The following is a 21,186-nucleotide window of genomic DNA, read 5'->3' as shown; positions in this document are numbered from 1 at the left end:
GACGGCGCATCAAGACAGCATCCGCCTTAAACGAGAATGTCTTTCACCACGTTGCCATGCACGTCGGTCAGGCGGAAATCTCTGCCGGCGTAGCGGTAAGTGAGCTGCTTGTGGTCGAAACCTAACAGATGCAGGATAGTCGCGTGTAGATCGTGGATGTGGACGCGCCCGTCAATCGCCTCGCGACCGTATTCGTCAGTTTCTCCGTAACTCAGTCCGCTGCGCACGCCGCCGCCAGCCATCCACATCGTGTAGCCGAGATTATTGTGGCCGCGTCCGTCAGCCCCTTGGGCAACCGGCGTGCGACCAAATTCGCCACCCCAAATCACGAGCGTGTCTTTAAGCAAGTCGCGCTGCTTCAAATCGGCAAGCAACGCGGCAATGGGTTGATCGACTGCCCCCGATTGCTTCGCGAGCCCATCCTTGAGATTGCGATGCTGGTCCCATCCAGTCTGGCAGACCTCGACAAAGCGCACACCAGCTTCTAGAAAGCGGCGCGCTAGCAAACACTGGCGCCCGAAGGTTGCCGTCTCGCGATTCTCTAGTCCATAGGCGGCTTGCGTGGCGCTTGTCTCGCCAGCAAGGTTCATCACTTCAGGCACAGTATCCTGCATGCGGAACGCCAACTCATAGGATGAGATGACCCCGTCGACCTGGGAATTGGCAAGGTGTTCTTCTTGCGCGCGCTTGGACTGATTCAACTCTTGGATGAAGTCTAGCTGACGACGCTGGGCGAGCTCACTCAGTTGTGGATTCGCAATGTTAGGGACTTGGCTTGTCGGCGCTGCTCCGGCCCCTTGCATGCCGCGCCCTCGAATAGGAGTCCCCTGATAGACCGCCGGCAGGAACGCGCTGCCGTAGTTTTGCGCGCCGCCCTGACCTGAGGGAGGATTCAAGCTGATGAAACCGGGCAAGTTAGCATTCTCTGTACCTAGCCCGTAGAGCGCCCACGAGCCGAGCGAGGGGCGCACGAATCGCGAAGTACCCGTGTGCATTTGCAAGAACGCTTGAGAGTGCGCTGGCACATCGGTGTGCATGCCCCGCAGTAAGCACAGGTCATCAGCATGCTTGGCAACTTCGGGGAAGAGATCGGAAATCCACAATCCCGATTCGCCCCGTTGCCGGAACTTCGCCTGCGGGCCCAGTAGTTTGCCATAGCGGGCACGACCGGTGCCGCCGAAGGTTGTGGAACTGGCTTCCTTGCCATCGTTGGCTTGCAACTTGGGTTTGTAATCGAAAGTATCAACGTGCGAAGGTCCGCCCTGCATGCAAAGAAAGATCACCCGTTTGGCGCGCGGCGCAAAGTGGGGCGCTCGCGCCGCAAGCGGCCCGGCCTCGCGTGCTGCCGCCTGAGTACTTAGCCCGGCAAATGCCAAGTAGCCAAAACCTACCGAGGCGGTTTTGAGCAATTCACGACGGCTCATCATAGCGAGTTGTTGGGCGATATCGTTCATGAGAGTATTCCTGTCGAAAAAGTTCCGTGTCTATCCGTGCCATCCGTGGCTAATAATTGCGCTGCGTTATGCTGTTAGGGGATCTCGCGGAATTCAGCCGTCGCGAATAGCGACTGACAGAACGCGGACCACGCACTCGTTTGGTTGCCTTGTTTGTTTTTGTTGCCTTGCTTGTCTTGATCAATTCGGGAGAACTCTTTCAGAAAGGTTCTCGCAGCTCTGGATTCATCAGCACGGGGCGAGCGGGAAAGCGTCCATTGAAACGCCAAGTCGATCCGCTCACTGGTGGAGCTCGAAACCTCCGCAAGTCGCTCTGCCATTGCTACTGCCTGCTCGATGACCAGCTCGCTGTTCATGAGAAAGAGCGATTGCGAGGGCACAGTCGTCGTTTCTCGTTGACCTGCGACTAGACTCGGATCAGGGAAATCGAAAGCGGCCAGCGATTCATCAAGGCGATCACGAATAATGGGGAGATACACAGCGCGGTACGTGGGTGTTGGTTCGGCCTCGGGCACTGGGAACATCGCGTTCCTATTTCGCTGCATGCGATTGTTGCCCGTGCGACGTGCCATGGCTTTCGCCCGCTGGAGTTGTTTGGCCCGTTGGACAGCGGCATTGTCGAGGGCTCGCACTTGACCGTCGCCAATCTTGGCAACAAAAGAACCCACCGGCCGCTGTAAATCAATCGTGCCGCTTGCTGAGAGAATCGCGTCGCGGATCGCTTCCGCCTCCAGTCGGCGAGCCGGATGCCGCCACACGAACTCGTTGTCGGGGTCGATCTCATGCCCCTCGAAGGACATTGTCGAGTCCAATTGGTAGGCACGACTCAACACGATCTGTCGGACAAGCTCTTTGACACTCCAGCCACTCTCTACGAATTCGATGGCTAGGTGATCGAGCAATTCGGGATGACTTGGTGGCTCGCCCGTTGCGCCAAAATTGTCCGGCGTGGTCACGAGCCCGCGCCCGAACAGGTGCAGCCAAACGCGATTTGCCATGACCCGAGCAGTCAGCGGATTCCTCTCACTGGCAATCCACTCGGCCAACTCACGCCGACCGCTGCCTGTAGAAATCTCAGGATCACTGGATTGTTGGAGAACTTGTAGAAATCCGCGTGGCACGACGTCAGAGGGGCGTTTGAGTTCGCCGCGCACGAATAACGGAATGTCGAGCACATCGCCGTCGCGTACGCCCATGGCAAAGTCTCTTGGAGAGCCATCTTCGTGATAATAGGAAATCTTCTGTCGCACGTTCGCTTGGCGCATCTCGATGCCGATGCGCATCCTGCGCGCATCAGGGCCATTTCCGACGCGTTGGATGGCTTGGTCGAGGTTATCGAGCTGATCGTACAGTTGATCGATCTCTTTGGGAGAAAGCGGCTCACCTGTCGCAGCTTCAACACTCTCAGGCAACTCAACGAGTCCATTCGCCTGGCGAACCTGCCTCCCTCGAACGCCGCCCGAGAGGGTTTCCGTACTCGCAAGAATCCCTGCCAAGGCGTAGTAGTCCGTCTGCGGAATCGGGTCAAATTTGTGATCGTGACAACGCGCACAGGCAACCGTCAGTCCCAACATGCCACGCGAAACGGCATCGAGTTGCTCATCGGCAACATCGAGCACGTATTGCCGAGGATCGCGTTCACTATGGGACTTCGCCCCCAGGGCGAGGAAACCAGTCGCGATGGTTTGCTCTGCCTTCTCGGTATTGTTGGAAGCAGGCAGCAGGTCGCCGGCGATTTGTTCCCGGAGGAATTCATCGAACGGCTTGTCCGCGTTGAAGGCATCGATCACGTAGTCGCGATAGCGCCAAGCAAATGGGTAGAAGATGTTCGCCTCTCGACCGCTCGACTCTCCATATCGCGCCACATCCAACCAGTGCCGGCCCCAACGTTCACCAAAGGCAGGCGAATCCAAGAGGCGATCAACCACTTTTTCAAACGCAATCGGCGTGGAATCGGGATCGCTAAGAAACGCCTCGATTTCCTCGACCGAAGGTGGCAGCCCGGTCAGATCGAAGCTCACGCGACGCAGCAAAGCTCCCCGGGAAGCATCTCCCACAGGCTTGAGCCCTGCTACTTCCATCTTGGCGAGCAGAAAACGATCGATATCCGTGCTCGGCCAGGACTTGTCAGCCACCGACGGCGGCTTAACGCCCTCTGGCAACTGGAACGCCCAGTGCTGTTTGCCTGCCTCGATGTCGATGGTCGACTCGGGGGTTTCTTCAACAGGAACCGGCTCTCCTTCGCGCGGGTCAGGCGCACCCATGGCAACCCAACGCTCGAAATCAGCAATCGTCTGCGACGAGAGTTTGCCGCTCGGTGGCATCTGATCGTAATAGTCGCCCCGCAAGGCTTGAATCAGCGGACTCGCTTCCGCGTCACCGTGGACAACGCCATCTTCGCTGCTCACCACGACTGCCGGCCCGCTTGATCCGCCCAACAAAATCGCATCCCGCGAATCAAGCATCAGACCGGCCCGCAATTGCTTTGCTTCGGAAGAGTGGCACCCGTAGCAACGATCGGCAAGCACGGGGCGAATCTTCGACTCAAAAAACGCTAGCTGTTGCTCAGTGAGCTTCACCGGAGGTTGCTCAGCCTGTGACATTCGTTCGGCTTCAACCTCCGCAGCCTTGATGGTTGGCTGTTTCGCCTTCTGCTTCGTGCTCTTGGGTTTCTGCTGGTTAGTCTTCCCCTGTTTCTTGTTCTTGGGAATGGTAAGTCGCAGCGGGTTGCGGCGCACTGACGTGTCGGGGCCGAATGAGCGCGACCTCCCTGCAGGACTTGCCGACTGCTGGGCCGAGCTGCGCAGCTCCTGCAACTCCTTGCGATCGAGCTGGCCGCTGCCGTCCGCATCGTGCAACTCAAACAAAAACGCAACCGCCTCGGGCCGCCCCTTCAGCCTGGGAATGCGGCTAGCAAATTCCTCAAATTCTTCGAACGAGAGCTGACGGTCTTGATTCCTATCAAACTGCCTGATCCGAGCGGCGTCTTGAGGTGGCTTAGCCGGTGACGGCTCCGCAGCCATTGCGGATTCCAACAGGCAGAATAGGCCGAGGATAATCGCGAGCGGGTAGTGAAATTTCTGCATGGCTTTAGGTGTGCTCAGAGTTTGATAAGACAAGCCTCTATCAGAATACTAAACCCGCGCCGCCCGCGAGAGTTTCGCAACTAAGCGGTTTCGTAACGAAGACCCCGTAAGGCTCGCAGCTTGATGTCTATTCTACGCTAATTTTGCAGTATTTCCCTCGCCAGCAGGCCGTTCCCTGGGGTGGCTATTGAGATAAGCTAGAATTTGACTCCCTAGCACTGAGAAACTTCTAAAACATCGGCCCTGCTTTCCGCCATGACCGCCCCACACCGACCTCGCATCCTGGTGATTAGCCAAGTCTACGTGCCCGATCCGGCTGCCGTCGGGCAATACATGGCTGATGCCTCGCGGGAACTGGTCAAGCGCGGCTACGACGTTCGGGTGCTCACCTCCGGCCGGGGTTATGCCGACCCGTCGCAGAGGTTCCCCGCCCATGAGATAATCGATGGCGTGGAAGTCGTGCGGTTGCCGTTTTCATCCTTTGGAAAGAAGACCATCCTGCACCGTCTGCTTGGGCAAAGCTTGTTCCTTCTGCAAGTCATGTTGCGCGGCTTGTTCACCGGCAGGTTGGCCACGGTGCTCGTAAGTACTTCCCCGCCGATGGCTTCGGTGGCGGCGTTGGTGATCCGCTTCTTCCGACGCGTACCGATGAAGTTTTGGCTCATGGATCTCAACCCCGACCAGGTGGTCGCCTCAGGGAAGTTTGCTGAGGGCAGCCTACCGGTTCGGCTTTTCGACTGGCTGAATCGCCGTCTGCTGGGCGCTTCTTCTGAGATCATCGTTCTCGACCGTTTTATGGCCGAGCGCCTGATTGCCAAGCGCGACGTGCGTGAAAAGATCACGGTGATCCCCCCCTGGCCGATGGAAGACGATCTGCAAGAGGTGCAGCGTGAGGACAACCCGTTCATCGAGAAGCACGGCCTGAGTGACAAGACGGTAGTCATGTACAGCGGCAATCACGCGATTACCTCTCCTGTCGAGACGTTCCTCGCTGCAGCACTGAAGCTCGCCGACCACCCTCGATTGCACTTTATGTTCATCGGCGGCGGGCACGGGAAGGCAGCCGTCGATGCTGCGTTAGCCGAACAACAACCGCCCAACGCGACCACGCTTGCCTACCAGCCACTTTCAGAGATCAAATATTCGCTCTCAGCTGCAGATGTCCACATCGTTTCACTCTCAGACAACATGGTGGGCATCACTCATCCTTGCAAAGTCTATGGTGCTATGACTTTGTCGCGGCCCTTCTTGTTTTTCGGCCCGCAGCCTAGTCACGTGTCTGAGTTGCTAGAGACTGAGCTGCTAGAGACTGAGTTGCTGGAGCAGGCACAAATCGGCTGGCATGTGGCCAATGGCGATGTGGAGGGGGCCGTTGCCGTACTCGAGAAGATTGACAAAATGTCGCGCCAAGAGCTCCGCGAAATGGGCCAAAACGCGGGGCGGCTGATCCACGAAGAATACAGCCGCGAGAAACTCTGCGGAGAATTCTGCGACATCATCGTCCGCGGGCTGCCGGAAGCGTAGAATACCGGACTAGTCTGGATAGGGCGATGTGACGTCCGGCAGTGCACATCGCTGCGGATATTCTTGCCACGCCTCCGTGCCACCCTCGTGAGAACTCGACCATGAAAGCCACTCAAACCGTACTTGCCGCTCTCGTAGCCTGCTCGCTTTTCCCGCTTTCTCAATCATTACTAGCTGCTGCTGAAGCGACCGCTGAGCGACCTGCTGCGAGACCCACGGCTGAGAAAACTGCATCGGTTAGCGAAGAGAAGGAAAAGAAGAAACCGGTCGATCTCAAAGTCGGCGACAAAGCACCCAAATTCTCCGGCCAGACCGATCGGGGGAAGAACTGGAAAAGCGAGGAGCACATCGGCAAGAAGATTCTCGTCGTGTACTTCTATCCCGCCGATATGACCAGCGGCTGCACCAAGCAGGCGTGCAGCTACCGCGATGCAGTCAAGGCGCTGGGCGAAGACGAATCTGCCCTACCGAGGAGAGCTCTTCCGATCGAAGTCATCGGCGTCAGCGGCGACTCGGTCGAAAACCACAAGCACTTCCGCCAAGAACACAAGCTGAACTTTACCCTGCTGGCCGATCCCAAAGGGGAAATCGCCAAGGTCTTTGGCGTGAAGACCGGCAAAGGTGGCAAAGTCAATTGGCAACTCGACGGGCATCCCATCGAGCTCGTACGTGGCGTAACCACCAGCCGCTGGACCTTTGTCATTGGGCCGAACGGGAAGATCGTCTACAAGAACGACAAAGTCGATCCACGCAAAGACGCCGGGCTAGTGATGAAGGCCATTGAATCGCTGAAGACTGAGGAGTGATCGCACAAGATTGTCATTCCGACGAGAGACTCACCGACCGAGTAAGCCGGTCCGCTAGCTAAATCGGTTTGACGATTCACGCACGTTCTACCCGTTCAGTCGTAGGGTACTGCCGAGTGGAGCGAGGCATACCAAGCACCAGTTCACGGTACGCCTCGCTCCACTCTGCGATACCCTACGACTACTGAGGATTGAACACACTTAGTTTTAAACCACAGAGGGCACGGAGGACACGGAGGTAAGAATGGGACGCTGATAAACGCAGATTGAGCGGAAGAACGCAGATTCGATTTCTTCTCGAAGTTAGTCGAGCCAGGGACCAAGCATCTCCTGTGATCGAACTGAACTAAGAAAAATCAATCGTATTGCATCCGCTGAATCTGCGTTTATCCGCGTTCTATAGTTTCTCCGTGTCCTCTGTGGTTCAAATGGAAGCGCCAAACAAGCCAATAACCTAGAAATCATCCGCCCCGACATAAGCATCAATCAGAGCCTGTTCGCCCGCAACGCCCGATTTTGAAAGCCCGTGTTCCATACCCATCACACCCGCAAAACCTTTGCTGTGGATGTGCTTGAAGACGTTGCGGTAGTTGATCTCGCCGGTGCCAGGCTCCTTGCGGCCCGGGTTATCGCCGCATTGGAAGTAAGCGATTTCGCTCCAAGCCAGGTCGATATTCGGAATGAGATTTCCCTCCTGAATCTGCTGATGATAGATATCGAACAGGATCTTGCAGCTAGGGCTATCCACCGCCCGGCAAATCTCGAACGCCTGCGGGATCTTGTTGAGGAATAACCCTGGGTGGTTTGCCCACCAGTTCAAAGGCTCTAGCACCATGACCAGCCCGTGCGGCTCGAGGATCTCGCAGCACTGGCGCAGTAGATCAATGCAATGAGCTGCTTGATAGCCTGGCTCCAGACGGTCGTTTACCTTGTCCGGCACAACAGTCATCCACTTGGCGTTGACACGCTTGGCGACTTCGACGCTGTCCTTCACATCCTGCAACACGCGATCACGCTGCGCTTTGTCTGTGCCTGCGAAGCTGACCACGCTAAAGTCCGCATGCGCCACGAACACGCCCATCGTCATGCCAAGCTGCTCCATCGTCTTGGCGATTCTTTCTTGCAGTTCTACGGGCCGGCCCTTCATGCCGTTGTCTTCCCAAGCGGTAAATCCCTGGTCGGCCGCGAACTTGAGCTGATCGATCAGGTCTTCTGAAGTATTGGCTTTGCCGGCGGAATTGACGAACTGCCCGAAATGGGGAGCGTATTTGAGCTTAAACGTGCGGGGCTTGCCGGCCGTCTCAACTTTCGAGTCTTGAGCCTTCACAAGGCCTGCCACACCAAGAGAGGCAGCAGCTAGGCCAGTGTTTTTGAGGAGTTCACGTCGTTGCATGGGGTAGTCGAGTGGTTAAAGGCGAGGGTCAAGTAGGAGAATCCGTAGCTTAATAGAAAGCACTCCCCCCAACCACTGCTCACTGCCTACTGCCCACTCGCTTCCTAACGTCAAATTCTGATTCCCCGATTGACCCCTGAATGGGTCCCAACTCCCGACAAGCGCCCCCCTGAGGAGGAAGCGCATAAAAAGCCCCTCAGTTGTCACCAACTGAGGGGCTTTGATCGTTAATCTTTACTCACCGTGGTGAGCATCAAACTCTAGCCATTCCGGCGACGCGAGCCGCAGAAGCCGACCAAGCCAAGACCGAACAGCACGAGGCTGGCTGGCTCAGGGACGTCGGTTCCGCCCAATGCACCACTTGCTGCAAACGCAGGAATAAAGGCACCGCTTCTCAGGAAGTTGACTTCGTAAGTTCCAGCACCACCTTGAGCGAGGACCGCTTGGAAAAATACTTCGCCTGGAGAAAGTACGCTGGAGATCAGCTGAGGGGCCTGGAAACCGGTAACTCCCGAGAACAGGATATCGGTATCCGAGGCGGCGACATTTGAGCCACCTTTTACAACTGTTGCAGCACCAAGGAAGCCCGTGTCGTCACTATTCGGGGTGAAGATTGTCGTGCCACCATTTTGGTTAAGTTGGCCGTTAACAATAACTTCGATGGTGTCGTATTCCTCTCCATCGGCATCCACAGAGATATTGAAACGAGCAAGATCGCCGGGTGCTACGTCTTCTACGACGCTAACGATGGGGCCAGCTTGTGCAACTGTGGCAGTAAGGGCGATAGCAGCTGCGAAAGTAAATAGTGTGTTGAGTTTCATAATAGATTCCTCTTTTTGGTAATTAATTAGATAGGTTTCAAAAACGTTGTTGCTGTTGGTCTTTCGACCGTTGAGTAAATTCATTCCGTTGATAAGTGTGCTCTTGGGTTAGTGTTTCCGTTAACCCATATCGTTGATCATTAGCTAAAAGTACCTCTAGATACAGAAAAGCATTATTTGCTTGAGACCTAGCGATCAGGCCAGCAAAACGAATAAAGAGTAGGAGGCACAAAAACTGTTGGCCACCACGAAAACGTAGAACAACGTAAACCGTTGTGAACGTTAATTAATAGAGACTAACCCGGTGGTAATATTTGAGACCACCAAGTTGTACATTTGCATTAGGACAATAAACCTAAGAGTTGCAGTTGTGAGTATCAGCAGCCAATTGTTGGCCTGACAAGTTTTATTATAGGCAGGCTTCTCGACCTTGCAAGCTTTATTTTCTAAAAAACCGAAAACTCTGCCGGAGGAACTATTTATAGGGGAAAACGGCGAACTGACTGATAAGGGGAGCCCTAGGATTTGATAAAGCAACCCTAGATTCGGGTTCCTTAAGCACGGGGTAATCCCAACTCTAGCAAGTACACTCGGATGAGCGACATGTTCAGCCATCCACCAGAAATTGTTGGAATTGAGCAACTGCATCGTGATACGAGCGAAAGGGTCGAAAGCCATAACTGTTCTAGGGAGCGTTGCGTACCGCTGAGGCAAGAGCACCAAGAGTATCGCCTACTGGATTACGCGATCTACCGCGGTTGGGATGCCAAGCTTGCGTACCCCACCATCACGTTTGTGAATCTCCACGCGATGTACCGACTGGGGTCGATACGCTACCCTAAGAAGCTCGTCGATGAGCCGGTCGTGGTGATGCTCGAAACTCCTTCTCGCGCATACCGTCTAAAGCAGTCGCTCTGCCATTGGCGACAACTCGTGTTATTGCTGCTTCGAAGTTTGTGTGGTCGCAGATCGACTCCTTGGACCTGTCAACTTTGCCGAGCTTTCACTGTTCGAGGCCACCACGTTCAGCACTGCCCCTTCACTTCCATCAAGTTGGATATCCCTCAAGTTGGCAAACAAGCTTGTTAAACCAAAAAAGCCCCTCAGTTGTTACCAACTGAGGGGCTTCGATTGTTATACGTTACTCACCGTGGTGAGCTTCAACCTTTAGCCATTGCGACGACGCGAGCCGCAGAAGCCAACTAGGCCAAGACCGAACAGCACGAGGCTGGTTGGCTCAGGAATGCCCAATACGCCACGTTGCGAAAAGTCAGGGATAAAGGAACCACTTCGAAGGAAATTGACTTCAAAGTCTGCTGATCCGCCAGTTGGCAGTACAGCTTGGAAGAAGGGAGTTCCTGGCGCCAAGGCTTCCGAAATGAGCTGTGGAGCTTGAAATCCAACAACTCCTGAGAAGCCTGCGTTATCGTCTTGGGCAGAGACAGCACTAGCACCTATAAAAACCACTCCGGGGCCAAGGAAGGCAGTGTCTTCACTAGGCAGTGCAAAAGCCGTGGTTCCGCCAGCCTGATTTACTTCGCCAGCCACATTAACTTCGATCGTATCGTATTGCTCGCCATTGGCGTCAATAGAGAACGTGAAGCGGTCGTTACCACCTTCCGAAACGTCTTGAGCAACCCCGACGATAGGAGCGGCTGACAAGCTAGAGCTTAGGGCAAAGCAGAATGCGACTGCCATTGCCGATACGGATGTTAATTTCTTCATTAGTCTTTTATCCTTACAGTAAACTTTAGTTGAAAACTTTGGCTGCTTCTACAAGTAATCGCGACTCAGCCACGCTTGCGGCGAACACCGCAAGCAGCAACTGAGCTCATTAGGCAGAGCACGATAGTAGAAGGCTCTGGAACAGCAGCGACGGAGACGGGAGTTTGACTATTTCCGAATCCACCAATTACTGCACTGAAGTCTTCAGCTCCAACGGTACCATTTGCAGCTCCACTGAAGTTTCCACCATCCCAGCCGAAAACACCACCGAAGTTACCGATAACAGCACTGAAGTCAGGGGCGTCGATCGTGCCATTGCGGTTCGAATCACCAAGCAAAAGACCCTTGCTACCACTAACTGATCCATCTTCAAGATCAAGAGTATTCAGGGAATCACCACGAACAACTACTGGGTTAACAGTTGCCGCGACGGCTGCACCACTGTCAAACTCATTGGCAGCAAGTGTAAAGGTCGGACGGGTTGCACCAAAGGTTCCAGAAGCGATTAGCGCTGAGTTATCCCAGGTAGGATTGAGCAACACGTCATTGGCGATATTACCAGCCGAAGCACCGCCAGTACCCACACCAGTAAGAAGCGTGCCAGAAAGTGCGTCGCCTGCTGCTACTTCAGCACCACCGGTGATAGGCTGGAAGCGAAATACGGTATCGCCCGTGTTATCCCAAACTGCGGCGTTGCCAGTGACACTACCGGTGTCAATACCAGTAACGCCCGAAGCACCAGTGATAAGAGCCTGAATACCCGAGACACCATTGGATGCACCCGAATCAGACTGAACTACAAGCTGCCATTCGCCACCATCAGCCGGATTGGCTGGATCGCTGTACCTCAGGTTAAGAGAGGCATCTACAGCTGCCATTGCTGGTGCTGACATTGCAACTACCGCAGCTGCACAAAGTGACAATACTAGTCCACGTTTCATGATCATTTCTCCGATTCCCCGTCTCATAAGGTTGAATAAAACCAAGTGAAAAAGTCTGCGCTTGATAGGGGGGCAATTAAGGTTGAGTGGTCGTTTTTAATTACGTTCTCTTAAAAGTTGCGTTTAGCTAGTTCACCATTCTAAAGCGGCTTGAGAGGCAAATCGAGATTCACAGCGGAATCTGCGATTTGGCTAACCTCGGTTAAGCGAGGAAGCTTGCTGCCCACAGTCTTGCACTCCGTCCTGTTTTTTTGCCGGACCCGAGTTGCGAGACTTAGTTCTCTGGCTGCTCCAAGGTTTCCGTTAAAGAGGAGGTTAATAGCTAATTACGCTAATCACAGCCGCTGCGAACTTTTCGCAGCAGCTCCTCTTACTTTAACAAGCAATTGTCGGCTTGCAACAGTTTTGCGCTCTCGGGGAGTATTTTTTTTCGGGAAAGGCCTGCGGGGGCTGTCCGCAAAGCGTGTTTACCGCTTAGGGTGATTGCACTTACGACGAACCGATAGTCGCAGGGGACCGGGAAAATATCTTCCTGATTGACCTTGCCTCGATCGCCCCTGAATGATCCAGAAGGTGCGGTGTGACCAGGGACAAGGGTTGGTTCGCGAGCTAGCCCTTGCCGGAAACAGGCAGGAAATACAGCAATCTGTCTCGCCCCAAGCGCACAGCCGGCAAAAAGATCGGAAATTGCCTGCCCCGTGCGGCCGCGCCCAGCTCAGGGCGGAAATGAACCTTGCCGGGTAGTTTCGACTCAATAGGCCTATAACAGCCTGCTTTAAGGCCTTAAAAATAGATGAGCCAAGCGACCAGCACTCGCTGGGACCCAACAAACAGACCAATCCAGCGGGAACGGAATCGAAAATGCTCACTGTGAAGCTGCCCGACGGCACTGAGAAACAGTTTGAACCTACAGCCACAGCCTACGATGTGGCCGCCGACATTGGGCCTGGGCTCGCAAAGAGCGCCGTAGCGGCTGTGGTGGATGGCGAGCAACAAGACCTAAAAGCCCCGCTTGGCGGCATAGCGGCGAACTGCGCTGGCGAAGCAGCGAGCGATGAGGCAAGCGTCGAGCTCCGGCTGCTCACCAAACGCGACCCCGAGGCTCTCGCGATCATGCGGCACAGCTGCGCGCATGTGATGGCACAAGCCGTCATGCGATTGTTCGATGGCGTGAGTCTCGCCTTCGGCCCAGTGACTGGCAACGGCTTTTACTACGACTTCAATCTCGACCACGCACTCAGCGAAGAGGACTTCGCAGCCATCGAAGCAGAGATGAAAAAGATCGTGAAGGCGGACGAACCGTTTGAACGCCTATCGCTCTCGCGCGACGAGGCAATCGCTACCTGCAAAGAGATGAACCAAGGATTCAAGGTCGAACACATTGAAACAGGCTTGGCCGAAGAGCAGACGCTTTCTTTCTATCGCCAGGGGGAGTTTCTCGACCTGTGCCGCGGCAAGCATATCCCCAGCACAGGGCATATCGGCAAAGCTTTCAAGCTACTCAGCGTGGCAGGTGCTTACTGGAAGGGCGACAACTCGCGTGAGCAACTGCAGCGTGTGTACGCGACCGCATTCTTCGACAAGAAAGAACTCAAGGCACACCTCACACAATTGGAGGAAGCGAAGAAACGCGACCACCGCGTGCTGGGTAAACAGCTGGAGCTATTCACCATTAGCCAGACGGTCGGATCTGGCTTGATCTTGTGGTTGCCCAAGGGCGCGGCCATTCGGCAGACGCTTGAGGACTACCTCAAGGACGAGCTCCGCCAACGCGATTACGATGCCGTCTACACGCCGAATATTGGCAAGGTAGAGCTGTACCAAATTTCCGGGCATTACCCTTATTACAAGGAGTCGCAGTTCGCGCCGATCGAGATGCACCAGCAGGGTGAAGAGGGCGACAAGTACCTCCTGAAACCCATGAATTGCCCGCATCACATCATGATCTATAAGTCAAAACCACGCAGCTATCGCGACCTACCGGTGAGGCTCGCGGAGTTCGGTACTGTGTATCGCTACGAGCAGTCCGGCGAGCTGAGCGGCATGACACGCGTGCGCGGTTTCACGCAGGACGATGCGCACATCTTCTGCACAGACGAGCAAGTGGCTGAAGAGTTCCGCGGCTGCCTGGAAATGACTCAGAAAGTCTTGAACTCGCTGGGCATGACCAACTATCGCGTACGACTAGGCTTCCGCGATCCAGACAGCAAGAAGTACGTGGGCAGCGAAGAAGTTTGGGATCGGGCCGAAGCGGCCCTCAAAGAAGTGTGCGAGTCGATGGACTTGCCAGACATGGCAATCGAGCCGGGCGAAGCAGCCTTCTACGGACCGAAGGCAGACTTCGTGGTGACCGACTGCATCGGTCGCGAATGGCAACTTGGCACCGTCCAGCTCGATTACAATCTACCAAGCACCGAACGCTTCGGCCTGGAATACACTGGCGCGGATAACCAACCCCATCAGCCGGTAATGATCCATCGTGCACCGCTCGGTTCCATGGAACGCTTCATTGGCGTGTTGATCGAACACTTCGCAGGTGCCTTCCCGTTGTGGCTCGCGCCTGAGCAATTGCGCGTACTGACCGTTAGCGAAAAGAGCGAAGAGTACGGCAAGCAGGTTCAGCAGCAAATGAAGGAAGCTGGCTTCCGCGTGACGGGCGACTATCGCGGCCAGAAGCTGGGCGCGAAAATTCGCGAAGGACAGATCGACCTGATCCCATACATGCTTGTCGTCGGTGAGAAAGACGCAGAGAACGGCACCGTGACGGTGCGAGATCGCATCGAGGGCGACCTGGGCGCGATGCCCGTGGCCGAGGCAATCGCTAAGTTGCAAGCCGAAGTGGCCGACAAAACGGTTCGGCAGGTGGCCGAAGCGGCTCCTGCGGCGCCGGTGGAGCAGGGCGATGGGTACTAGATTATTTCAACCTTGTTCCCACACCTCGTTCCCACGCTCCTGCGTGGGAACGGGATATCGAGCCGCTCCTGCGGCGAAACCGCAAGCGTAGTGGACTACCGACCCGGTAGTTGAGACGCGGGATCGTCTAGCACTTGCGTTACCACGCGGGAGCGTGGGAACGAGATTGCTCCAGGCGAGGAAACGAGGTTGTCAGCCGATTTGCGACCGCTGCTTGACGTAAACCCCCTTCATAACCAATACTTGTGGATCAAACGCTGCTTCCATCGCAGCGCTCCCCCTTTTCCTATTCGGAGGTTTGAGAAATCGATCGTAACCAGCAAAGGATCAATGAATCGATCCGTGTCACGCCACTGCGTGTAATCAGTGACGATGGCGAACAATTGGGCGTTATTACCCGTGACGAAGCGCTAGAGAAAGCGCGTGAGGCAGGGCTTGACCTTGTAGAGGTCGCCCCGCAAGAGAAGCCGCCCGTGTGCCGCATTATGGACTTTGGCAAGTTCAAGTACCAACAGAAGAAGCGGCAGAATAAGGGCCACGTTCACCAAAGCAAGAATAAAGAAATCCGTCTGCGCCCGAAAATCGGCAAGCACGACTTCGAGACCAAGCGCGACCGTGCCCGCAAGTTCCTCGGGGCTCGGGACAAAGTGATTTGCTCAGTGATCTTCCGCGGTCGTGAAAACGCCCACGTCGAAGAGGGCTTCAAACTTGTCCAACGATTGATCGAAGAGCTGGAAGATGTCTCCAAAGTCGAGCAGCCGGCGAAAATGGCCGGCCGAAGAATCGTGATGGTACTTGCTCCGAAGTAGGCGATAGGGAGATAGGAAATAGGTAGTTAGGGGAATAGGGATCTAGCTTCTATCGCCCCTAGCCGCGGATCAACGATCTGCCGGTGCGCTGCCTTCGGGGTATGCCTTTCCTGGAATGCCTACCTGCTGAGCGACTAATCTTGGCGAGAGTACTCCGGCGACCCGTTGGGTCGCGGCTATTCTTGACAATTTCTCTCTCAGCACGCGGCTATTGGCTTCCTCAGAGATTCTGCTAGAATTCGGGGCTACCGATAATCTTGGATTCCCAACTGGGAAGAGCCGAATAGAAAGCAGACCGATGCCAAAGCAAAAGACTCACAAGGGAACCAAGAAGCGGTTTCGCCTGTCCGCCAAGGGCAAGGCCAAGCACCGCCACTCAGGAACCAGTCACCTTGCCACACGGATGAGCACCAAGCGGAAACGCAATCTTCGTGGCACCACCGTGACGACTGACACCAATTCGAAGATAATCGCCGAAGCCCTGGCTGGAAACAGTTATTAGGATTTAGGCTTTAGGGCTCGCACTTGATACGATTATCGAATGCAGACCCTACCTACCTACGGCCTAATCCCCTAAAGCCTCACCACCAACCACGCCGGGTAAGAACTTCTGCATCGTGAGCAGGGACCTGGGCGGGGAAGACATTAAGTAGTAAAGGGTTCGCAACCATGCGTACCACGAAAGGTAGTGCCCGTAATCGGGCGAAGAATCGTCTCTTTAAGAAGACCAAGGGTTATCGCGGCGGCCGAGGCAAGTTGCTCCGCACGGCGAAAGAAACCCTCGTCAAGGCAGAAGCCTATGCGTTCCGCGATCGTCGCGTACGCAAGCGTGAGTTCCGCAAGCTGTGGATCATCCGCATCAATGCAGCCGCTCGCGAGCGCGGCATGCGTTACGGCCAGCTAATCCACGGCTTGAAAAAGGCTGAGATCGAGTTGGATCGCAAAACGCTTTCCGAAATGGCCATCAACGACCCAGCCGGGTTCGACGCGGTCCTCGAAAAGGCTCGTGCGGCACTGTCGGCGTAACTCTGACGCTGAGCCTTATCGAGAACTCGAAGCGGGGCCTCCGACCTCAGGCTTCGGGGCTCTTCGTTTTACCGTGAGAGCCCTGAAGCCTGAGGTCCGAAGTCTGAAGCCTTTCGTTAGTGGCTAGGATCCCAAATTGACTGATCGCAATGGCACTTTCTGATTTCGTTGCTGAACTCGATGCGCTGGTCGAAGGTGCGAAAGCTGCCTTCGCCTCGGCTGCGGATGCCGATGCGCTCGAAGCGGCCCGTGTAGAGTACGTCGGTGCCAAAGCGGGCAAACTGAAAGCCGCCCAAAAGGGTATGGGCAGCGTCGATAAGGGCGACAAGCCGGCCGCGGGCAAGAAGTTCAACGAAGTCAAAGGACTTGTCGAAGCAGCCTTTGCTGCAGCGCAGGAACGCCTAGCGGGCTCAGCCACGAAGGGCGAACAAGAAGCCTTCGATGCCACCGAGCCGGGCGACCCGCTACGCCTTGGCCGCTTGCACCCGATCACACAGACCATCGCCGAGATGCGCGACATCATGGGCCGACTTGGCTTCACGGCCGTGGAAGGGCCCGAGATCGAGGACGATTGGCACAACTTCGTCGCCCTAAACATTCCTGAGACGCATCCGGCGCGTGACCCGTTGGATAACTTTTATCTATCCACCGCTAGCGGCTTAGCAGCCGGAGATTCTGACGACAACGCACTCTTATTGCGTAGCCAAACAAGCACCGTACAAATCCGCGTGATGGAGGACTGTATTGCTGGTGTCGCCTCCGGCGATGGGCCTCCGCCAGTGCGAATCATTTCTCTGGGCCGCGTCTATCGTCCCGACACGGCCGACGCGACGCATTACCCAATGTTCCATCAGATTGAAGGCTTGCTGATCGACAAGGGTGTCACAATGGCCGATCTGAAGAGCGTGCTGCGGCTGTTCTGCCAGAGCTTTTATCAAATGGGAGAAGGGCAAGGCAGCGAGGACATTCATGTGCGCTTCCGCCCCTCATTCTTCCCGTTTACCGAACCGAGCGTTGAGGTCGATATCAACTGGCAAGGCGGCTGGATGGAAATTGGCGGCGCGGGAATGGTCGATCCCAACGTGCTGCGAGCCGTGGGCTACGACCCTGAAGAAGTCACCGGCTTCGCATTCGGCCTGGGCGTGGAACGCATCGCCATGCGACGGCACAACATTACCGACATCCGCGCGCTTTACGAAAACGACGTGCGGTTTCTAGAGCAGTTCTGACTTAACAGCGGAGATCCGGGAGGGCAAGAAGGTAATAGTGATTAGGGAATAGGTACAACAGTCGCTTGTGTTTCCTAACACCCTATATCCTATTTCCCTAATCCCTACTCAACTCCGTGTCCTCCGTGCCTCTGTGGTTCAAGACCAATGATCGTCTCACTCGACTGGCTGAAAGAATACGTTGAGCTCCCCAAGGATCTCGATGAGTTGACCCTCAAGCTCACCCTCACTGGGTTGAACCTTGAGGGCGTAGAGCAAGTCGGTAGCGATACCGGCGTCGATCTGGAAGTCACCAGCAACCGACCCGATTGCTTGGGGCACATTGGCGTTGCGCGGGAAGTCGCCGTGATTTGGGATCGCGAGCTAAAGGTAGAGGAACCTCAACCTAAGCCAACAGGGCAGGGCGGTCTTGGCCAACTCGAAGTCGAGTGCCCCCAACTCTGCCCCCGCTACACCGCCCGTCTCATCCGCGGCGTGAAAGTCGGACCCAGTCCCGAGTGGCTTGCCAACCGCCTCCGCACGCTTGGCATTGCTGTGATCAACAACGTGGTGGACATCACCAATTACGTGCTCTTCGAGTGCGGCCAGCCGTTGCATGCTTTCGATGTTAATAAACTATCGGGGGCAAAGCTCGCTGACAAAAAGATCGTCGTTCGGGAATCAACCAAGGGCGAGAAGTTCACGGCCATCGATCACAAAGAATATGAATTGGCCGAGGGAACTTGCGTGATCGCGGACGGCGAAAAGGCCGTCGCGCTGGCTGGCGTCATGGGTGGGGCTGATACGGAAGTGTCTGAGGCAACGGTCGACGTGCTCATCGAAGCGGCTGACTTCGCACCCCTCTCGGTACGTAACACCGCGCGCCGCCATCATTTGCACAGTCCTTCGTCCTACCGTTTCGAGCGGGGCGTCGACCCGTTGGGCATCGATTGGGCTAGTCGCCGTGCCTGCGAATTGATTCTCGAACTGGCTGGCGGCGAGCTTTGCGAGACAATCGCCGACAGCGGCGAAACCTACGAGAAGCCCGAACCCGTCAAGCTTCGCTTCGAGCAAATCAAGCGTGTTCTCGGCATTGCCGTCCCCGTGGAGCAGGTACAGAAGATTCTCACCGACCTCGGCTGCGAAGAAACGCACATCTGCGATCACTGCATCAAGGTGATCGCCCCCAGTTGGCGAGCAGACCTTACGCGAGAGATTGATCTGATCGAGGAAGTCGCTCGCATCTTTGGGTACGAGCAAATCCCAGAAGACGCCGGAGTGCGCATGGTCGCCTCGCAGCGCACCCAGCAAGATCGCGTGCAAGATCGCATCCGCATGACCCTCGTCGCAGCTGGTTTCTACGAAGCCATGACCTTGAGCGCCGTGGACGAAACGACGATCGATGCGATTCAACCGTGGTCGCAGGCCGAGCCGCTGCGAGTTTCCACTCCCGTACTACGCCGGGCGGACTGCCTGCGACAAACACTTGTGCCGAGTCTACTCGCTTCTCGGCTGCACAACGAAAAGGCATCGAACCCAACCATCGAATTGTTCGAGATTGCCAACGTATACTTGCCTCAATCGGGCGAACTGCCTCAACAGAAACGTCTGCTCGCCATCACCTCAGGCGGTGGCTACCTGGAGCTCAAAGGAGTCGTCGAGGCCGTGGTCGGAGCAGCGACCCGGAACGCCCACCTAGAAGTCACCCCAGCAGACTTTGAGCTACTCGACTCACAACGAAGCGGCTTATTACAACTCGACGGCAAGCCGCTGGGTTACGTTGGCGAGCTGAGCGACGCCGGGCTCGAGCGATCCGAGTTGCGCCACGGCTGCTCCGTAGCAGAGATCGATGTCGATCTGCTGATCGAAGCCGCTCAGCTGGTCGTCACTGCCGAGCCACTTTCCCCTTATCCGGCAGTATCACGCGATTTGAACATCGTCGTTGACGAGTCGGTCTGCTGGGCAGACGTAGAGCGTTTGACCGCAACCGCTGGTGGAGAGCTGCTGGAGGCCATCGAGTACCAGGAAACCTACCGCGACCCCAAACGCTTGGAGGCGGGCAAGAAAAGCCTACTTTTCAGCGTGCAACTCCGTTCGGACTCGGCCACCCTCACAAGCGAACAGGCAGACGCGGTGCGAGATAGCATTGTGGCGGCTCTGAAAAAAGAGGTGGGCGGCGAGCTACGGGCCTAGTTCAGCACGGGAATTTCCACAGAATAGCCGGACCGCTTCCACCCCCCTCCGCAGAGGGTGTTTCTTTGTTCTCACCTGGGTAGAATGGGGACCTTGCAGGCCCACCCAACAGGACCCACCTCAACTGAACCTGCTCAGTAGCGTGCCCGGAAATTCCGACCCTCCGCGGCCCATCTCCACTTACGATTTTCCTTTACCAAGTAAGGTACCAACGAGTCTCAATCTGCATTCGAGACTCTACAACGTACTCACCGCCATGAATCTATCCGTTCAATTGTTTCCCTTACGCTACCTAACCTCGTTGCTCATTGCGACTAGTGCCTTGGCATCCTCATTGCCCGAGAACTCCCACGGCCAAATATTGCGCCGCCGGGCCATTGCCGTCAGTGTGGGGCAGCCCGTGGTTGTCGGCGGGGCGATCGTGCAACCACCTGTGCTAGCTCGGCGGCCGTTCTTGCCAAGGCTCCGTTACCTTGCGCCGCTTGAAGCGGTGCCACCGCGTGTCGTACTCAGGCCGTTCGGGCAGCAGCGGCGAGACCCAAGCGAGCCCCAACTTCAGCCACGGCCAGCGGGTAGTCCGCAAATCGGAGCAAACGAAGTCCCCGCCGGCAAGCCACGCCAATTCAAAAACACGCGTCCCCCCACGCCAGCCGGAGAGCCCGAATTAGCCGAAGCACAGGTGGCCTACCCCACGCCTGCCGAGATCGCCACTTACGAGAATGCCGCATTACTCAATACACTCCAAGCAGCGTCAGTAAATCTGATGGAAGAGCTCGAAGAGTTTTCCACCGGCGAAGGCTGGCAGCAGTACCTTCAACTCTCCGACGACGCCCTCCCACCGGCCGTCGATGGGAACGTGCAACTCGGCATGCGTGCGCTTCAGACCACGCTCACTCGCATGGACAGCGTCGCCCGCGATCAGCATTACGTGAAGATTTCCAGCCTGCCAAGCTTCCTGGTCATGCACGCGGCACTTAGTGAAACCGTCGAACGCTTCGCAGCGAGGTCGCCTCAGCCAGCCGTGCCCGAGTTGGCTGAACCTCAGCTGGCAGCTGAGGAGTCGCAAGTCGTTCCCACTCGCCCGACACCCCAACCAGCGCTGCAAACTTCTGGAGCACCAGCCGGGTCGATCCTCGGGACCCCTGCCAATGAATTAGCTCCTACAGAAGCGGCTTCAAAACCAGTCGTGAGTGAAGAAATACCGGCTCCCGCTCCCAATCCGGCGGCAGTAACCGGCCCGCGCGAGCACTCGGTTCTCAAAAAAATCATCCGCGAGTGAGTGGTGCC

At 56.0% G+C, this 21,186-nt stretch carries 16 protein-coding genes; 10 read left to right on the top strand and 6 right to left on the bottom strand.

Annotation, left to right across the window (positions count from 1 at the left end):
• Window positions 1-26 precede the first annotated feature (26 nt).
• Together HG15A2_RS04360 and HG15A2_RS04355 are read right to left on the bottom strand one after the other, a co-directional pair.
• Complete coding sequence (locus HG15A2_RS04360; protein WP_246117876.1) at window positions 27-1,454, bottom strand: DUF1501 domain-containing protein; 1,428 nt, start codon at window positions 1,452-1,454, stop codon at window positions 27-29.
• Between the two features lie 74 nt (window positions 1,455-1,528).
• A complete protein-coding gene (locus HG15A2_RS04355; RefSeq protein ID WP_145058208.1) occupies window positions 1,529-4,540 on the bottom strand; it encodes a DUF1553 domain-containing protein in 3,012 nt (1,003 codons plus the stop codon).
• Between the two features lie 255 nt (window positions 4,541-4,795).
• Between HG15A2_RS04355 and HG15A2_RS04350 the strand changes: the two genes are divergently transcribed.
• On the top strand, window positions 4,796-6,064 hold the full coding sequence (locus HG15A2_RS04350) for a glycosyltransferase family 4 protein (RefSeq protein ID WP_145058206.1): 1,269 nt from the start codon (window positions 4,796-4,798) through the stop codon (window positions 6,062-6,064).
• A gap of 101 nt (window positions 6,065-6,165) precedes the next feature.
• Window positions 6,166-6,870 carry a peroxiredoxin gene (locus HG15A2_RS04345; RefSeq protein WP_145058204.1) on the top strand — a complete coding sequence of 235 codons (705 nt, stop codon included), beginning with the start codon at window positions 6,166-6,168 and terminating at the stop codon, window positions 6,868-6,870.
• Between the two features lie 454 nt (window positions 6,871-7,324).
• On the opposite strand, the gene HG15A2_RS04340 is transcribed toward HG15A2_RS04345, so the two are convergent.
• Window positions 7,325-8,263, bottom strand: coding sequence for a hydroxypyruvate isomerase family protein (locus tag HG15A2_RS04340; RefSeq protein WP_145058202.1), 939 nt, complete (start codon window positions 8,261-8,263; stop codon window positions 7,325-7,327).
• Window positions 8,264-8,523: 260 nt separating this feature from the next.
• The gene (locus HG15A2_RS04335; RefSeq protein ID WP_218932317.1) at window positions 8,524-9,084 is read right to left on the bottom strand and encodes a PEP-CTERM sorting domain-containing protein; all 561 of its coding nucleotides are present in this window, start codon (window positions 9,082-9,084) and stop codon (window positions 8,524-8,526) included.
• A gap of 594 nt (window positions 9,085-9,678) precedes the next feature.
• Between HG15A2_RS04335 and HG15A2_RS04330 the strand changes: the two genes are divergently transcribed.
• Window positions 9,679-10,173, top strand: a complete 495-nt coding sequence (locus HG15A2_RS04330; RefSeq protein WP_145058198.1) for a hypothetical protein — start codon at window positions 9,679-9,681, stop codon at window positions 10,171-10,173.
• Window positions 10,174-10,251: 78 nt separating this feature from the next.
• Here HG15A2_RS04330 and HG15A2_RS04325 read toward each other — a convergent pair whose 3' ends face one another.
• Entirely contained in the window at window positions 10,252-10,809 is a 558-nt protein-coding gene (locus tag HG15A2_RS04325) for a PEP-CTERM sorting domain-containing protein (protein WP_145058196.1), read from the bottom strand.
• A gap of 65 nt (window positions 10,810-10,874) precedes the next feature.
• Window positions 10,875-11,750 carry a PEP-CTERM sorting domain-containing protein gene (locus HG15A2_RS04320; RefSeq protein WP_145058194.1) on the bottom strand — a complete coding sequence of 292 codons (876 nt, stop codon included), beginning with the start codon at window positions 11,748-11,750 and terminating at the stop codon, window positions 10,875-10,877.
• Window positions 11,751-12,566: 816 nt separating this feature from the next.
• On the opposite strand from HG15A2_RS04320, the gene thrS reads away from it, so the two are divergent.
• The 7 genes from thrS (at window position 12,567) to HG15A2_RS04285 (ending at window position 21,178) form a co-directional block, all read left to right on the top strand.
• Window positions 12,567-14,663 carry a threonine--tRNA ligase gene (gene thrS, locus HG15A2_RS04315; RefSeq protein WP_391483916.1) on the top strand — a complete coding sequence of 699 codons (2,097 nt, stop codon included), beginning with the start codon at window positions 12,567-12,569 and terminating at the stop codon, window positions 14,661-14,663.
• Window positions 14,664-14,968: 305 nt separating this feature from the next.
• Complete coding sequence (infC, locus tag HG15A2_RS04310; RefSeq protein WP_145058190.1) at window positions 14,969-15,472, top strand: translation initiation factor IF-3; 504 nt, start codon at window positions 14,969-14,971, stop codon at window positions 15,470-15,472.
• A gap of 298 nt (window positions 15,473-15,770) precedes the next feature.
• The gene (gene rpmI, locus HG15A2_RS04305) at window positions 15,771-15,974 is read left to right on the top strand and encodes a 50S ribosomal protein L35 (protein ID WP_145058188.1); all 204 of its coding nucleotides are present in this window, start codon (window positions 15,771-15,773) and stop codon (window positions 15,972-15,974) included.
• 167 nt (window positions 15,975-16,141) lie between these two features.
• Window positions 16,142-16,498, top strand: a complete 357-nt coding sequence (rplT, locus tag HG15A2_RS04300) for a 50S ribosomal protein L20 (RefSeq protein WP_145058186.1) — start codon at window positions 16,142-16,144, stop codon at window positions 16,496-16,498.
• A 149-nt stretch (window positions 16,499-16,647) separates the two neighbouring features.
• Window positions 16,648-17,727, top strand: coding sequence for a phenylalanine--tRNA ligase subunit alpha (pheS, locus tag HG15A2_RS04295; RefSeq protein WP_145058184.1), 1,080 nt, complete (start codon window positions 16,648-16,650; stop codon window positions 17,725-17,727).
• A 147-nt stretch (window positions 17,728-17,874) separates the two neighbouring features.
• The gene (gene pheT / locus HG15A2_RS04290) at window positions 17,875-19,899 is read left to right on the top strand and encodes a phenylalanine--tRNA ligase subunit beta (protein ID WP_145058182.1); all 2,025 of its coding nucleotides are present in this window, start codon (window positions 17,875-17,877) and stop codon (window positions 19,897-19,899) included.
• A gap of 256 nt (window positions 19,900-20,155) precedes the next feature.
• Window positions 20,156-21,178, top strand: a complete 1,023-nt coding sequence (locus HG15A2_RS04285) for a polyadenylate binding domain-containing protein (protein WP_145058181.1) — start codon at window positions 20,156-20,158, stop codon at window positions 21,176-21,178.
• Window positions 21,179-21,186: the final 8 nt, after the last annotated feature.

This window comes from Adhaeretor mobilis (genome assembly GCF_007741515.1).
GTDB classification, from domain to species: domain Bacteria; phylum Planctomycetota; class Planctomycetia; order Pirellulales; family Lacipirellulaceae; genus Adhaeretor; species Adhaeretor mobilis.
The sequence above is the reverse complement of the archived record's forward strand: the minus strand, read 5'-3'. Positions and strand labels throughout refer to the sequence as shown.

Excerpts from the sequence above, each read along its gene's own strand:
- HG15A2_RS04360 (WP_246117876.1), bottom strand. The coding sequence starts at position 1,454 with ATGAACGATATCGCCCAACAACTCGCTATGATGAGCCGTCGTGAATTG.
- HG15A2_RS04355 (WP_145058208.1), bottom strand. The coding sequence starts at position 4,540 with ATGCAGAAATTTCACTACCCGCTCGCGATTATCCTCGGCCTATTCTGC.
- HG15A2_RS04350 (WP_145058206.1), top strand. The coding sequence starts at position 4,796 with ATGACCGCCCCACACCGACCTCGCATCCTGGTGATTAGCCAAGTCTAC.
- HG15A2_RS04345 (WP_145058204.1), top strand. The coding sequence starts at position 6,166 with ATGAAAGCCACTCAAACCGTACTTGCCGCTCTCGTAGCCTGCTCGCTT.
- HG15A2_RS04340 (WP_145058202.1), bottom strand. The coding sequence starts at position 8,263 with ATGCAACGACGTGAACTCCTCAAAAACACTGGCCTAGCTGCTGCCTCT.
- HG15A2_RS04335 (WP_218932317.1), bottom strand. The coding sequence starts at position 9,084 with ATGAAACTCAACACACTATTTACTTTCGCAGCTGCTATCGCCCTTACT.
- HG15A2_RS04330 (WP_145058198.1), top strand. The coding sequence starts at position 9,679 with ATGAGCGACATGTTCAGCCATCCACCAGAAATTGTTGGAATTGAGCAA.
- HG15A2_RS04325 (WP_145058196.1), bottom strand. The coding sequence starts at position 10,809 with ATGAAGAAATTAACATCCGTATCGGCAATGGCAGTCGCATTCTGCTTT.
- HG15A2_RS04320 (WP_145058194.1), bottom strand. The coding sequence starts at position 11,750 with ATGAAACGTGGACTAGTATTGTCACTTTGTGCAGCTGCGGTAGTTGCA.
- rpmI (WP_145058188.1), top strand. The coding sequence starts at position 15,771 with ATGCCAAAGCAAAAGACTCACAAGGGAACCAAGAAGCGGTTTCGCCTG.
- rplT (WP_145058186.1), top strand. The coding sequence starts at position 16,142 with ATGCGTACCACGAAAGGTAGTGCCCGTAATCGGGCGAAGAATCGTCTC.
- pheS (WP_145058184.1), top strand. The coding sequence starts at position 16,648 with ATGGCACTTTCTGATTTCGTTGCTGAACTCGATGCGCTGGTCGAAGGT.
- pheT (WP_145058182.1), top strand. The coding sequence starts at position 17,875 with ATGATCGTCTCACTCGACTGGCTGAAAGAATACGTTGAGCTCCCCAAG.
- HG15A2_RS04285 (WP_145058181.1), top strand. The coding sequence starts at position 20,156 with ATGAATCTATCCGTTCAATTGTTTCCCTTACGCTACCTAACCTCGTTG.